This is a genomic window from Stenotrophomonas sp. (assembly GCF_035634915.1).
GTDB lineage: Bacteria > Pseudomonadota > Gammaproteobacteria > Xanthomonadales > Xanthomonadaceae > Stenotrophomonas.
The window spans coordinates 175,234-189,576 of record NZ_DASQCB010000012.1; the positions used below are offsets into that span (position 1 = coordinate 175,234).

A 14,343-nucleotide genomic window follows, 5' to 3' on the forward strand; every position below is an offset into this window, starting at 1 on the left:
GGCGATCAGTTGCCGCCTGCGTTGCCTGCGCCTGCCCCGGCCTGCTGGGCAGCCACGAAGGCCTTGTACTCATCTGCGGTGAGCTGGCCGTCCTTGTTGGTATCGGCCTGGTCGAACACCTGGGCCAGGCCCGCGTTCACCTGCGCCTCGGACTTGCTGATGGTGCCGTTGCCATCGGTATCGATGCTGGCCCAGGTCTGGCCGCCGCCACTGGCCTGTGCCGACGCAGATGCAGCCGCACTGGAGGCCTGGTCAGCCGCCTGGCCTGCCTGGGCCGCCGACTGCTGCGCCTGCGCCGCCTGGGTCTGCGCCTGGGCGGCCTGCTGCTGGGCGCTCTGCGCCATGGCCGGGAGAGCCAGCACGCTACCGGCGGCAACGATCAGGGCGAGCACGGGCTTGCGGTTGCGAATAGTCATCAGGTGGATCTCCTTTGGGTGGTGGAGCGCGGGGTGTTGTCTCCGCACGGCACCTACCCTGCCACCGCGTTTCTGAATCGATTTTGCGCCGCGACCGGCCTGCACACACGCCATTAACCACTGGCCACCGCGCATGGTTTACCGCACTGGTTAGGGCAAAGTGAGGGGGCCATAAGGCAGGCATTCAGCGCGGCAGCATTTAACCGGAACGCAACGAAAAACCTGCGTCAATCGACGTTCTGCACCGATGACCGCGAACTGAACAACACCCACCCCAGTGCAACACCGGCGAGCGCACCGGCGATTTCCAGCACCACGCGGCTGCCCAGTTCGTTGGGGTCGTGGATGGTGGAGAGGAAGATGCGTGCATACAACGGCGATTCCAGCCGCACGATGCCCATGTAGAACAGCTTCCACATGTCGATGCCGGCGGAGATGGCGACGGAGAACACACACGCCCAGCCGATGGCATGGCCCATGGACCAGCGCAGCGCGCGGCACAGGTGATGCCAGAGGAAGTACACCAGCAGCCCGACCAGCAGGGCGATGGCACCGGCTTCGAGGGAGCCGAGCAGGCCGAAGTGCAGGGGAAGGTTCATGCAGGTGGGTCGTTGGGAGGCGGTAGTGAGTGTAAGGGTATCGGCAGGGCTTGCAGCCCTGCACCTGCTCAATGCAACGGCAACGGCAAAAGCCAGAGCGGGCATTCCGTGGGTTGGCGGGTTCACGCGGCTGTTGGCAACGGCGACTACTGGAACGCGCGGCTGTTGGTAGGTGTCGACCTTGGTCAACACACCTGTCAGATATCGAATGAATTCGTCCGTGTCGACCAAGGTCGACACCTACCAGAGCAGAACGCCGTTCCGACAGATCGCGGGAAACTGTCGAAGGCGGGGTGGGTCCGGTTGAGGGGGCGTGAGCCGCATGGATGCGGCGACCGAGCTTACAGGGACGTACTTGCAGCGTCCCCCTCAACCGGACCCACCCCGCCATCCCACGGAATGCACGCATTTGACGTCGAAGTTGACGTTGATTCAGCAGGTGCAGGGCTGCAAACCCTGCAAAAAATCACCTCACGGGGAAATCGTACGCGGTGCCCGCATCCGGCTCGGGCTGCAATGTGTAATGCCACCACTCCTGCGGGTAGTTGGCAAACCCGCGCCGCGCCATCGCCCGCAGCAACTGCTGCCGGTTTTCACGCTGCGCCGCCGTCAGCCCAGTGGCATCGGTATGCGCGCGCACGCCGAAGAAATCAAAATCCGTGCCCATGTCCATCACCACGCACGGGCCACGGCGGCAGTCCAGCAGCCCCAGGTCCACCGTCGCGCCACGGCTGTGGCCCGAGCGTTCGGCGATGTAGCCGTCGGCCAGCAGCCGCGGCTTGTCCAGGTCCGGATACTGCAGCGCCTTGCGCGACTGCTCGTGCGGGTCGTTCACCCAGGCCATGAATGCCTGCACCGATCGCACCGGCCGGTAGCAGTCGTAGATGCGCAGCGCATAGCCCTCGGCCCGCAGATCGCCCTCCACGGCGGCCAGCGCCTTGGCCACCGGCGCCAGCAGATAGCACGACGGCGCGTCGTAGCCCGGCACCCGGGCGCCGGTGAAGTTGTTGCGGCCGGCGTAGCGGATGTCCATCTCGATGCGCGGGGCCAGCGTGCGGATCTCCAGCAGACCGGCGCTGGCCGCATCGGTGGCCGGCGAGATGCGCGGTGGCTCAGCGGCGTGCGCGCTGCCCGCCAGGGCAATCGCCAGTACGAGTGAACTGCAGGTCCTGGAAGTCATAGCTGAAGTCGATGTCCGGATCGAGGGCGCGCAGCTGCAGCGTGGGTGGTGCACCGTCGCCGGCCTGCAGCCATGCCTGCGCGGATGCCTCCAGCGTATCCCAGTGCAGCAGCCAGCGACCCTGCAGCTGCATCACCTGCGCCTGCAGCTTGGGCGACTTGTCCACGCTGAAACGCAGGCCGTCCTTGCCCGGGCACAGCGAGGCAGGCCCCAGCCACGGATCGCGATAGCGTCCCTGCCACTGCGGCAGGCCATCACGTCCCACCGGCAGCGCACCCGCGGTTGACGGCCGCCCTTCCCCGCTGGCAGCCCGCTCGGCCTGGCCGGCCTTCAGTTCAGCCAGATATTCCATCGCCGGGGGTGCCGCGCCCGTGGCGGTGAAACGCTTCAGCGTCGACTGCATGAGTACCGTGCGTGCATCCTCGCCCTCGCCATTCATCAGCATCACCACGCCCACCTTGCGGTCGGGCAGCAGGGCCAGCGAGGAATACATGCCCGACAGCGTGCCGGTGTGTGCCACCTTCCACTGCCCGTCCATGTCCGAAACGCGCCAGCCGTAGCCGTAGCCCATGAAATGCGCGTTGTCCCAGCGACGCTGGCGCTCGCCCAGCGGCATCGGCATGTGCAGGGTCCACAGCGTGCGCCGCTGCTCACTGCCCAGCCAGCCGGGCACCAGCGCCGGGTCCAGCAGCACCTGCATCCAGCGTGTCATGTCGCGCAGCGAACAGCGGATGCCGCCCGCAGCCATCGAGGTCAGGTCGGGGCTGGTCGCACCATCGGCGTTGACCACCACGTTGCGGCCCCCGCGCCAGGCGTGCGGCTGGGCCACGTTGCCCACGCGCTGCACCGACCAGGCGCCCACCTGGCAGCGGTCCATGCCCAGCGGCACGAACACCTGCTCACGCATCAGCGCATCGTAGGGCTTGCCACCGGCAGCCGCTGCCACTTCACCGGCCACCACGTACATCAGGTTGTCGTAGGCATAACCGCTGCGGAAGCTGGTGACCGGCTTGAGGTGGGCCAGCACGGCGATGATGTCGGCGCGGGTGTAGGCGTTGGGCTCGGGCCACAGCATCAGATCGCCGGCGCCCAGGCCCAGCCCACTGTTGTGGATCAGCAGGTCGCGCACCTGCATGTGCTCGCCCACCCACGGGTCATGCATGGTGAAGCCGGGCAGGTGCTTCCGCACCGGATCATCCCAGCGCAGCTTTCCCTGCTCCACCAGCCGTGCCAGCAGCGCAGCGGTCATTGCCTTGCTGTTGGAGGCGATCTTGAACAGCGTGTCCTGGTCGATGCGGCCGCCATCACCGCGTGCGCCTTCAGTGTGCTGGTAGACCACCCTTCCCTGTTCGACCACGGCCATGGCCAGCCCGGGCAGGTGCGCGTGCTGGACCACGGCCGCGACATCGGCATCGATGGCGGTGGAGGCGTCTGATGCTGCTGCCACGGAGGGAAAGGCCATGAACGCGGCCATGCATACGTAACGTCGGCCACGCCCGTAGAGTCGAGCTTGCTCGACTGAGCGGGGTCCAAAAAACCGCGAAAGGCAGTCGAGCAAGCTCGACTCTACCGGGCTCCCGATCAGAAGTTCCACGTCACCACCAGCTGCGTGTAACGCGGCGCCTGCCAGCGCGTACCGGTGGCGAAGGTCGCTTCGCGGTACTGGCCCGGCTGTGCTTCGTAGCGCTGGTGCACGTTGATGGTCTTCTGGTTGTTGGTCAGGTTGTACACCGACAGCCGCGCGCTCAGGTCGATGCCCTCCACCGGCAGGCGCCAGGTCACGTTGGCACCCATCGTCCAGGTCCACGGCAGGCGACCGAACGCGCCGCGCGGGCTGTACTCGAACTGGCGCTGGTCATACGGCCCGGAGCAGTTGGCCACGCACAGCCAGCCGGTACCGCCGCCACTACCTTCGCTGGAGGTGCTGCCGCCGGCGATGGTGTCGTTCGGCCACATCACACCATAGGCGGTGATCGGCCCGCCCGACTGCACCTGCAGGGTGGTACCGAACGACCACTGCTTGTTCAGCGCGTAAGCGGCACGCAGCTTGATCTGGTGGCGGAAATCGTTGAACAGCACGCCGTAGCGTTCGTTGGTGGCCGGGTGATCCCAGTACTGCACCATGCCGGTGTCACCGTAGTTGGTATCGGAGTTCACCGGGCCTTCGAAGTTGCCATCACTGCGCGACCACAGGTAGGACGCGTTGAGCATCCACTTCTCGTCCCAGGCACGGTCGATCTGCAGTTCCAGGCCCTTGTAGGTGCGCTTGGGCTTGGAATAGCCGATGACCTCGCCACTGCCGCCCTTGCGGTAGCCGCTGTTGGCGGTATCGATGGTGATCCAGCCCTCCTGCGCGCAGCCGATGCTGGAATCGCCCCAGATCGTCAGCGACTCACCGGGGTTGCCGATCGGCCACAGCGTGCTCGGCGTCGGGCCGCACGGGGTGTAGTTGATGCGGATGTCATCCAGTGCGCGGGTCATGCGCCGGTAGGTGGCATTGACGCCCCACGACCAGGCCGCGTTGATCATGCTCTGGAAACCGAGGATGTACTCGTCCTGGTAAACCGCCTTCAGGTCACGGTCCACGCTCTGCCGCAGGTCGGCGCCACCGGTGTTCATGCGGGTATCGGTCGGCCCGATCTGCGCGCCGATGATCGGTGCCATGTAGGCCGCACCGGTCGGCGAGGTCTTCTGCTCCCAGCCTTCCAGCACGTAGTAGCTGTATTCGTCGGTGAGGCCACCGGCGAAGTTGACGTTGATGTTGTTGGTGACCGGCAGGTAGTAGCGGCCCGCGTTGCCGAACAGCTTGGTGCTGCCATCGCCGCGCATGTCCCACGAGAAGCCGACGCGCGGAGCGAACAGGTCGTCCATCTTGATGAAGGCGTCGCCCTGCGCGGTACGGTTCTCGAAGCGGTCCCAGCGGATGCCGAGGTTGAGCATCAGGTTCGGGGTGATGTTCCAGATGTCTTCCAGGTAGAAGGCATTGGCTTCGGTTTCGAACGTGCCGCCGGACTGGCGGTTGCGCGCGCGCAGCATCTCGGTGACGCCGGCCGGCACGTAGGCATTGGCGCCGTCCCACACTTCATCGCCGGGCCGCGCCACGTAGGCGGTGTAGCTCAGCGCGGTCGGCCCCGGGTAGCGGGTCGACTGGTCGGTGGTCATCAGCTCGCGGTCCAGGCCGAAGCGCAGCAGGTGGTCGCCCAGCTGCCATTCGAAATCCAGGCGCGCCACATCGCGGGTGTCATCGCGCTCGGCCACGGCGGTGCCGGTGGGGTGGCAGCCGGCCCGCAGGCCCTGCAGCTTGTACAGGCGGGTGCCATACGTGCTGTCGGTGAACACCGGGCTGCAGGCCTGGTCCAGCGAGGAATTGGTGAACGCACGCTGGTTGTTCTGGCCGACCATGGCGCGCGCGGTGAAGTTCTGCCCGAAGTGGCCGGTATAGGTGGCCGACCAGTTTTTACCGCCGGTCTCGGTCACCGAATCGCCGCCCCAGGCACCGATCTGGTCATCGTCCCAGTCATAGCCGTAGGACGCATTGGTGACATCGCCCTCATCGGAGAATGCCAGCAGGGCCAGGCTGTGGTTGTCGCTGATGTTCCAGTCCAGCTTGGTGCCCCAGAAGCCGTTGCCGGAATCATTCTTGAACCAGGTGCTGCCGTCGGACGAGGTGTTGTGGCCCTTATCACTGCGATCCTCGTACATCGCAAACAGGAACAGCTTGTCCTTGATGATCGGGCCCGAGCCCCAGACATTGGTCTTGAAGAACGAGTTGTTGTCACGGCTGCCGTAGGAATGCGCGGTGCCGTCGCGATGGAAGTGGTCGCGCCCGCTGGCACGCCACGCGCTGGGCTCGGCAGTCACTTCCACGCCACCCTCGAATTCGTTGCTGCCCGAGCGGGTGACCGCGTTGATGACACCGCCGGTGGAGCGGCCGAACTCCACCGAGTAGCCCCCGGTCTTGACCTGGAACTCGTTGAAGAAGGCGAACGGTGCGGTACTGAATCCGCGCCGGGTATACATGTCAGTGACATTGAGGCCGTTGATGAATACCGCATTCTCGGCCACCGACGAACCGGCAAAGGACAGGCCGCCGAAGGACGAGTTGCCACCGACCACGCCCGGCGCCATCAGCGCCACGGCGGACAGATCCTGCGCCACCGGCAGCCTCGAGATCTCCTGCCGGTTGATGTTGAACGAGGTTTCGGTGGAATAGACGTCCACGCGGTTGATCACCCGCGTGCCGGTCACCTGCAGCGCATCGAGGTTGGTCACCCCGCCGGCGCTGGCCAGGTTGACCGTGGTGGTGCCGCCCACCGCCACGCTGACGGCGACCTGCTCACCCAGCTTCTGCCCCTCGCGGCTGAGCTGCAGCTGGTAGTCGCCCACCGGCAGCTGGCCGAGGCGGTAGCTGCCGTCGGCGCCGACGGTGACGGTGCGGGTCAGGCCGGTGCTGCTGCTGACCACGGTGACCTGGTCACCCGCTGTTGCCCGGCCTGCCACTGCGCCACTCACGTTCTGGGCCATCGCCATGCCGGGCAGCATCGCGCCCAGACATGCCCCTAGAGCGACGCACAACGCCGCCCGCTTGATGCTGTAAGCCTTCATCCCCTGCTCTCTCCTGCAAGAATTGAATGGTGGTGGTGGAGGTAGCGCGCTAGCGTTGCCCGGCCGGCAGTACCTGCCACTGGAAGTCGTAGTTCCATTGGTCGAAGTACAGGTTGCCGCCCGCCCACTCGGCCTCGCCGCGCTGCGAGTCGACCGTTTCCGAGCGGTAATGCTGTTTGGCTGGCACGAAGGGCTGGCCGAAGTCATCGTTGAAGGCGATGCGGTAGCCATCCTGGCCACCGAGATAGAAGTCGCGCAGGGCAGGCGTGTCGCTGGCCAGTGCCCCGGTGGTCACGTCCATCGGCAGCCAGCCGTACGGCGCCAGGTAGACCTGGCCCCAGTCATGCAGGTTGTTGTAGCCGCTGCCGTCATCGGAAAACACCATGCCCGACTGCCAGCGCGCGGGAATGCCATTCATGCGCAGCAGGGCGATCAGCAGAAGCGTCTGCTGCCCGCAATCGGCATGGCCGGCGCGCAGCGCATGATCGCTGATGTTGCTGAGGGTGGAGTACTCGCGGGCACCCGCCCACGGAATGTGATCGACCGCGGCGTACAGCCGGCGCACTACTTCGTACGGGCGCGTCTCGCCCTGCAGTACCTGGTCGGAAAACAGCTTCAGCGCAGGCGTGAAGCGCACATGCGGCAGCTGCTCGGCAAGGAACGGCTGCAGCGCGGGGTCGGCCGGGGTGGGCCGCACGCGTGCCGGGTCAAGCGCTGTGTGCCGGGCGAAGATCGTGGCCGCGTAGCGGATCTCGAAGCGCGTGGGCTGCCCGGCCACGGCCTTCGCTTCCAGATAGGCGGTGCGCTGCAGGGTGCTGGCCGGGGCAATGCGTGCCGTGGCCGGCGTGCTGCCCAGCCACTGCACCTGCTCCTGCTGGCCGGCAATCTCGCGCGGGTACGGAATCCACGCACGAATGGTTTCGCCGGCCGGTACCGCATCGGCCTTCACGGTCAGCGACTGGGTGAAGGCAATGCGCTGCGGCAGCACCGACGTCCTGCCGCTCTGGCCAACGGAGTCAACCACGCGCGCGTGGTGCGCGTTGAGCACTTCGTTCGGACCCGGCGCCGGCATCGGCGCATCGGCGCGGCGGCGTGCGCGTGCTTCATTGCTGAGCCGGAACAGGTTGGACGGCGCACGCTTGAAGTACCAGCGCGTGCCGTCGATATCGAGGTGCTCGATCAGGCCGAGCTGATCCCAGCGCGCGAATTCGGCATCGGTCAGGTCCGGAATCCAACGGCGCACGGCGGCTTTCGCTGCAGCCTCGTCCAGGCTGAACTCCTGGCGGATGCGACGCATGCGTTCACGCTGCCAGGCCGCCGTGACCGGCAGGTCGCCGCGCGCCAGCAGGTCTTCGGCTTGCGCGAAGTGGCCGCTGTCGACCAGATCGATCAGTCGCGTCCCGGCTGCACCCGGCTCCCGCAGGTCCTGCGCCGCCACCGACCACGCCCATAGCAGCAGCGCGGCACACAGGCCGGCAGCGGCAGGCAGAGGCGGTTTGCGAACGGCGGGATCCACGGCGACACTTCCCCAGCGCGGGTGGTAACGGCTGTGTAACACGGGCTGGGTAGCGGGTCAATTATTTATTCTTGCTTTCGCAACCGAAAGGAATAAATATTCCACAAGGCATTGAGGAGGGTGTGCAGCGCATGATCCTGGCTTCCCGCGAACCGCGCCGGCACTGGCCGCGCCGGTTGACCCTGGCCCTGTGCCTGCTGGCGGCGCCGGCATTCGCACAGGCCGCACCATCGCCGGATCCCGGCGCTCCGCTGCCTTATGTCATTGGCCTGCACGAGGCCTACCTGACCCCGCAGTACTGGGCGGCGCGGCTGGACAATGCCGATGCGCCGATCCTGGACCGCACACAGATCGAGTCCCAGAACGCGCGCATGCGCACGCAGGACGCGCACATCCAGGACATCGCCGCCCTGCCCGCGCAGCTGGCCGCCGCGCAGGTGCGCGCCAGCATCACCGCGCTGTCGACCTGGCCGGCGCGGCCCCTGTATGACGAGCAGGGCCAGCCCATCGCGCCGGCGCTTCGTGCGTCCATCGAGTCCAACCTCGGCCTGCAGGCGATCGCTGCACAGGCGGCACCGCAGTACGGCCTGGTGGTGAAGCGCGCCGCACTGCGCACCTTCCCGACCCGCCAGCGCGTCTTCAGCAGCAGCGGCGATACCGATATCGACCGCTTCCAGGAATCGGCGCTGTTCCCCGGTGACAAGGTCGCGGTGGTCCATCGCAGCGCCGATGGCCGCTGGCTGTTCGTGCACAGCGAGCGCTACAGCGCGTGGATCGAAGCCGAGTCCGTGGCCACCGGCGAGAAGGCCAGCGTGATCGGCTACGGCGCGCAGGGGCCATACCGCATCGTCACCGGCGCGGTGGCGCACACCGCATTCACCCCGGAAGAACCGCGCGTGTCGCGCCTGCAGCTGGACATGGGCGTACGCCTGCCGGTGCTGGCCGACTGGCCCGCTGCCACGCCGGTGAACGGCCAGCAGGCACATGGGGCCTGGGTGGTGCAGCTGCCGGTGCGCGAAGCCGATGGCCAGCTGAAGCTGGTGCCGGCGCTGCTGCCACGTTCGCAGGACACTGCTGGCGACTATCTGCCGCTGACCCCACGCCTGCTGCTGCAGCAGGCCTTCAAGTTCCTCGGCGAGCGCTACGGCTGGGGCCACGACTACGACACCCGCGACTGCAGCGGTTTCGTTTCCGAGATCTACCGCAGCTTCGGCGTGCTGCTGCCGCGCAATACCAGTGCGCAGGCGGTCAGCCCGGCGCTGGACCGCCTGCCGTTCACCGAAAAGACCGGCAAGGCCGCGCGCGACCGCACCGTGACCCAGCTGCAGGTAGGCGACCTGGTCTACATCCCCGGCCACGTGATGATGGCCATCGGCCACGTCGACGGCCGCACCTGGGTCATCCACGATACGGCAGGCGGCAGCTGGTACGGTGCCGATGGAAAGCGCGTGCAGGCCCACCTCAATGGTGTCTCGGTCACCCCGCTGGAGCCGATGATGGCCAGCGATACCCTCCGCTACATCGACCGCATCACCAACATCCAGCGCCTGCGGGCCAGGACCGCCGAATGAAGATCACCGCTATCGAACTGGGCATGCTGCGCGTGCCGCTGAAGACCCCCTTCAAGACCGCCCTGCGCACGGTGGAAACCGTGGAAGACGTGGTGGTGCTGATCCGCACCGACAGCGGCCACACCGGCTACGGCGAAGCGCCGGCCACCGCGGTCATCACCGGCGATACCCACGGCTCGATCATCGAAGCGATCCGCCACTTCATCGCCCCGCGCCTGGTCGGCCAGGACGTGGCCAACCTCAACCACCTGTGCACGCTGGTGCAGACCGCCATGGAGCGCAACACCAGCGCCAAGGCGGCGGTGGAAATCGCCCTGTACGACCTGTGGGCACAGCTGCACGGCGCGCCGCTGTACCAGATGCTGGGCGGTGGCGATCCGGTCATCACCACCGACATCACCATCAGCGTGGACTACATCGACAAGATGGTGGCCGATTCGCTGTCGGCCATCGAGCGCGGTTTCGAGTCGCTGAAGATCAAGGTGGGCAAGGACATCGGCCTGGACATCGAGCGGGTCAAGGCGATCCATGCCGCCGTACAGGGCCGCGCCCTGCTGCGCCTGGATGCCAACCAGGGCTGGACCGCCAAGCAGGCCGTGCATGCCATGCGCACGCTGGAAGACGCCGGCGTGGTGCTGGAACTGCTGGAGCAGCCGGTGAAGGCCGCCGACATCACCGGCCTGAAGTACGTGACCGACCGCGTCAACACGCCGGTGATGGCCGACGAAAGCGTGTTCAGCCCGAGCCAGGTGATGGACCTGATCCAGCAGCGCGCGGCCGACATCATCAACATCAAGCTGATGAAGACCGGCGGCCTGTCCAATGCGATCCGCATCGCCGACATCGCCGGCATCTACGGCGTGCCATGCATGATCGGCTGCATGATCGAATCGAGCATCAGCGTGGCCGCCGCCGTGCACCTGGCTGTGGCCAAGAGCGATGTGATCACCAAGGTCGACCTGGACGGCCCCTCGCTGGGCCAGTTCGACCCGGTCAGCGGCGGCGTGCATTTCAACGAATCGGAGATCAGCATCAGCGACGTACCGGGGCTGGGCATCACCGAAGTACGCGGCCTGGAGATGCTGGGTTGATTTGCGCCTTGCGGCTGGCTTGGTCCTCAACTGATCCTGGGTCGCGCGTTACTTTTCTTTGCGCGCAAAGAAAAGTAACCAAAAGAAACGCTCCGCCATCCGCGAGCCGACGTGCTGCGCACGCCGGTGCCCTGCGGTGCTCGGCTCGCTACAAGGCGGACTCAACGTCCAATGCAACAGCTGCACCCAGTAGATCCACGCCATGCGTGGATGCACCTGCTCTTGCTTCTGCCCCACCCCGTAACCCCTTCGCGGCTGGCACGCGCGCGATCTGTCCGGGGGCGGGCGGGTGGGGCTTGCGGGGGTGTCCGCGCCATGGATGGCGCGGCCAAGCCTCCATGGACGGATTCACGGCGTCCCCTGCAAGCCCCACCCGCCCGACCCACCCCATGACACGCTCTCAGCGGCCAACCGCAACGCCTTTGCAGACCCCCGGACACCCCGCATGCCGCCCCTGCTGAAAATACGTACCGAGCGCGGGCAGATGTCGGCCATCGAACGCCGCATCGCCGATTTCATCCTCGACAACGCCCACCTGCTGCGCGACTACTCCTCGCAGCAGCTGGCCAGCGCGCTGGGCATCAGCCAGTCCAGCGTGGTCAAGTTCAGCCAGAAGCTGGGCTTCAAGGGCTACCCGGACCTGAAGTACTCCATCGGCCAGGACGTGGCCCGCGCCGGTGCCGACCCGCAGCAGGCACCGACCGAGCCGGACAGCGGTGATCACTACCTGCGCCTGGGCGAGGCCCTGCGCCGCAGCAAGGCCCAGGCCGAGGAGGAGACCCGCCAGGCCAACCCGCGCGAGGAGATCGAGCGCATCGTGCGGCTGATGGACGGCGCGCCCAAGCTGTTCGTCTACGGGCTGGGCGATGACGGGCTGTTCGCGCGCGAGTTCGCCATGCGGCTGTCGCTGCTCGGCCTGCTGGTGGTGCCGCACACCGATCCGGTGCTGCTGCTGGCCAACCTCTCGGCCGCCCGGCCGCGCGATGCCCTGCTGGTGTTTTCCGAATACGGCAACCTGCCGCAGCTCTCGCAGCTGTCGCGGCAGTTCCAGAACATGGGCGGCAAGGTGGTCTCGATCACCCGCCACACCGCCAACCCCCTGCGCGCGCACGCCGATGCATCGCTGGCCGTGTGCGCGCATGACCGCACGCCGCAGGTGGCACAGCTGCTGTACCGTAGCGCCATGCATGCCCTGCTCGACTTCCTGTTCGTGCTGCTCTGCCACGCCAATCCAGATCGCCAGCGGCAGCTGGCGGTGAACCTGGAACGCATTGACCACCTGCTCGATTCCTGACCGGAGCGCCTGCTGATGAAGCCGTTGTCCCGCCTTGTCACCGCCGCCCTGCTGCTGGCCGCGTCGCTGTCCCTGCACGCGGCGCCGCTGGACGGTGCGCGGCAGTTGATCGTGGTCACCAGCGAGGGCTGGGACAGTACCCAGGGCCAGCTGCAGGCCTTCGTGCGTGACGGCAAGGGCTGGCGCGCGCACGGCGCGGCCTTCCCGGTCGCGCTGGGCCGCAGTGGCAGCGCGTGGGGCCTGGGCCTGCACCCGGCACAGGGCGATGGCCCGCAGAAACAGGAAGGCGATGGCCGCAGCCCGGCAGGCGTGTTCGCCCTGGGCAGTGCGTTCGGTTATGCCGGCACGCGACCGGGTACCGCAATGGCCTACCAGCCGATGCTCGACAGCAGCTACTGCATGGATGTGCCGGCCTCGCCGTTCTACAACCGCATCGTCGATGCGGCCAAAGTGGGCAGCGCGGCCGTGCAGGGATCCACCGAACCGATGCGGCTGGACCTGCACGACAAGGGCGACGTGCGCTACCAGGAAGGCTTCGTGATCGCGCACAACCCGCAGAACCAGCCCGGCAAGGGCAGCTGCATCTTCGCCCACCTGTGGCGCCAGCCGGGTGAGGCCACGGCCGGCTGCACGGCCATGCCGCAGGCACGCATGCAGGCCCTGCTCAGCTGGCTGCGGCCGCAGGACACGCCGCGCTTCGTGCTGCTGCCGCGCGCCGAGTACGCGCGCCTGCAGGCGCAGTGGCAGCTGCCCGCGCTGGCCGGAGTACGCCGTTGAGCGCGCAGGACGAACCGCAGCTGCAGCGCGCGGTCAGCCGCTGGCAGATCGTCGGCCTCTCGATCAACGATGTGATCGGCAGCGGCATCTATCTGCTGCCGGCCGCCACGGTCGCCCTGCTCGGTCCCTTCAGCCTGTGGGGCGTGGTCGCCGCCGGCATCGTCGTGGCCCTGCTGGTGCTGTGCTACGCGCAGGCCGCCAGCTACTTCGATGAACCCGGTGGCAGCTATCTGTATGCCCGCGAAGCCTTCGGCCACTTCGCCGGCTTCGAGATCGGCTGGATGATCTGGCTGACCCGCATCAGTTCGGCCGCCGCGCTCAGCAACGCGCTGGCCGATGCGGTCGCGCGGTTCTGGCCGTGGGCCGGCGCCGGCATGGGCCGCATCGCAGTCATCGTGGTATCGCTGGGCTTCCTCACCGGGGTCAACATCATCGGCGTGCGCTCGGCTGCACGTACCGGCATCGTGCTGGTCATCGGCAAGATGCTGCCGCTGCTGCTGTTCGTAGCCATCGGCGCGTTCTACATCGATCCGCAGCTGGCGTTCTCCGGCCAGCGCCCGGACCCGCACGACCTGCAGCGCATGGGCGAGGCTGCATTGCTGCTGCTGTACGCCTACGCCGGGTTCGAGAACATCCCGGCCGCCGCAGGCGAATACCGCAACCCGCGCCGCGACATCCCGTTCGCGCTGATCACCATGATCGTCACCGTCACCGTCATCTACGGCGCGGTGCAGCTGGTGGCGCAGGGCACGCTGGCCGGCCTGGCCAGTTCGGCCACACCGCTGGCCGATGCCGCCGCCGGTTTCGGCGGCGAAGCCCTGGCCCTGATCCTCACGGTGGGTGCCACCATCTCCATCCTCGGCACCAACAGCAACACGATGATGATGGGCCCGCGCTTCCTGTTCGCCCTGGCCCGCGATGGCTACGGCCCGAAGGTGCTGGCGCAGGTGCATCCGCGCTTCCGCACACCGGCCGCGGCGATCTTCTGCCAGGGTCTGATCGCGCTGGGGCTGGCGCTGTCCGGCTCGTTCGTGCAGCTGGCCCTGCTGTCGATGACCACACGCCTGTTCGCCTACATCGGCACGGCGGCGGCGGTGCTGGTGCTGGCCAAGCGCTATGCCGACCGGCCGGGTGCGCTGAAGCTGCCCGGTGGCCCGCTGATTCCGGTGCTGGCACTGCTGCTGTGCGTGGCCCTGTTTGCCAGTGCCAGCTGGCAGAACATCGCCGCCGCGCTGGTCGCCTTCGCCATCGGCGCGGTGATCTACAGACTGCCGCGCAAACCCGAACCGTAGCG

11 protein-coding genes are annotated in these 14,343 nt (G+C 67.2%); 5 read left to right on the forward strand and 6 right to left on the reverse strand.

Annotated features, from left to right (window positions below):
- Positions 1 to 5: 5 nt before the first annotated feature.
- The 6 genes from VER16_RS10130 to VER16_RS10155 form a co-directional block, all read right to left on the reverse strand.
- On the reverse strand, positions 6 to 416 hold the full coding sequence (locus VER16_RS10130) for an EF-hand domain-containing protein (protein ID WP_324807744.1): 411 nt from the start codon (positions 414 to 416) through the stop codon (positions 6 to 8).
- A 227-nt stretch (positions 417 to 643) separates the two neighbouring features.
- On the reverse strand, positions 644 to 1,015 hold the full coding sequence (locus VER16_RS10135; RefSeq protein ID WP_324807746.1) for a hypothetical protein: 372 nt from the start codon (positions 1,013 to 1,015) through the stop codon (positions 644 to 646).
- A gap of 466 nt (positions 1,016 to 1,481) precedes the next feature.
- The gene (locus VER16_RS10140; protein WP_324807748.1) at positions 1,482 to 2,195 is read right to left on the reverse strand and encodes a M15 family metallopeptidase; all 714 of its coding nucleotides are present in this window, start codon (positions 2,193 to 2,195) and stop codon (positions 1,482 to 1,484) included.
- Positions 2,128 to 3,657, reverse strand: coding sequence for a serine hydrolase domain-containing protein (locus tag VER16_RS10145; RefSeq protein ID WP_324807750.1), 1,530 nt, complete (start codon positions 3,655 to 3,657; stop codon positions 2,128 to 2,130). The genes VER16_RS10140 and VER16_RS10145 overlap by 68 nt, the downstream gene beginning before the upstream one ends.
- A 119-nt stretch (positions 3,658 to 3,776) precedes the next feature.
- The gene (locus tag VER16_RS10150) at positions 3,777 to 6,800 is read right to left on the reverse strand and encodes a TonB-dependent receptor (RefSeq protein ID WP_324807752.1); all 3,024 of its coding nucleotides are present in this window, start codon (positions 6,798 to 6,800) and stop codon (positions 3,777 to 3,779) included.
- A gap of 49 nt (positions 6,801 to 6,849) precedes the next feature.
- Positions 6,850 to 8,316, reverse strand: coding sequence for a transglutaminase-like domain-containing protein (locus VER16_RS10155; RefSeq protein WP_324807755.1), 1,467 nt, complete (start codon positions 8,314 to 8,316; stop codon positions 6,850 to 6,852).
- Between the two features lie 131 nt (positions 8,317 to 8,447).
- On the opposite strand from VER16_RS10155, the gene VER16_RS10160 reads away from it, so the two are divergent.
- The 5 genes from VER16_RS10160 to VER16_RS10180 all read left to right on the forward strand — a co-directional run bounded on the left by VER16_RS10160 (position 8,448) and on the right by VER16_RS10180 (position 14,341).
- Positions 8,448 to 9,887, forward strand: coding sequence for an SH3 domain-containing protein (locus tag VER16_RS10160; protein WP_324807757.1), 1,440 nt, complete (start codon positions 8,448 to 8,450; stop codon positions 9,885 to 9,887).
- The gene (locus VER16_RS10165) at positions 9,884 to 10,978 is read left to right on the forward strand and encodes a dipeptide epimerase (RefSeq protein WP_324807759.1); all 1,095 of its coding nucleotides are present in this window, start codon (positions 9,884 to 9,886) and stop codon (positions 10,976 to 10,978) included. The genes VER16_RS10160 and VER16_RS10165 overlap by 4 nt, the downstream gene beginning before the upstream one ends.
- 445 nt (positions 10,979 to 11,423) lie before the next feature.
- Positions 11,424 to 12,272, forward strand: a complete 849-nt coding sequence (locus tag VER16_RS10170) for a MurR/RpiR family transcriptional regulator (protein ID WP_324807760.1) — start codon at positions 11,424 to 11,426, stop codon at positions 12,270 to 12,272.
- A gap of 15 nt (positions 12,273 to 12,287) precedes the next feature.
- A complete protein-coding gene (locus VER16_RS10175; protein WP_324807762.1) occupies positions 12,288 to 13,049 on the forward strand; it encodes a L,D-transpeptidase family protein in 762 nt (253 codons plus the stop codon).
- Entirely contained in the window at positions 13,046 to 14,341 is a 1,296-nt protein-coding gene (locus tag VER16_RS10180; RefSeq protein WP_324807764.1) for an APC family permease, read from the forward strand. The genes VER16_RS10175 and VER16_RS10180 overlap by 4 nt, the downstream gene beginning before the upstream one ends.
- Positions 14,342 to 14,343: the final 2 nt, after the last annotated feature.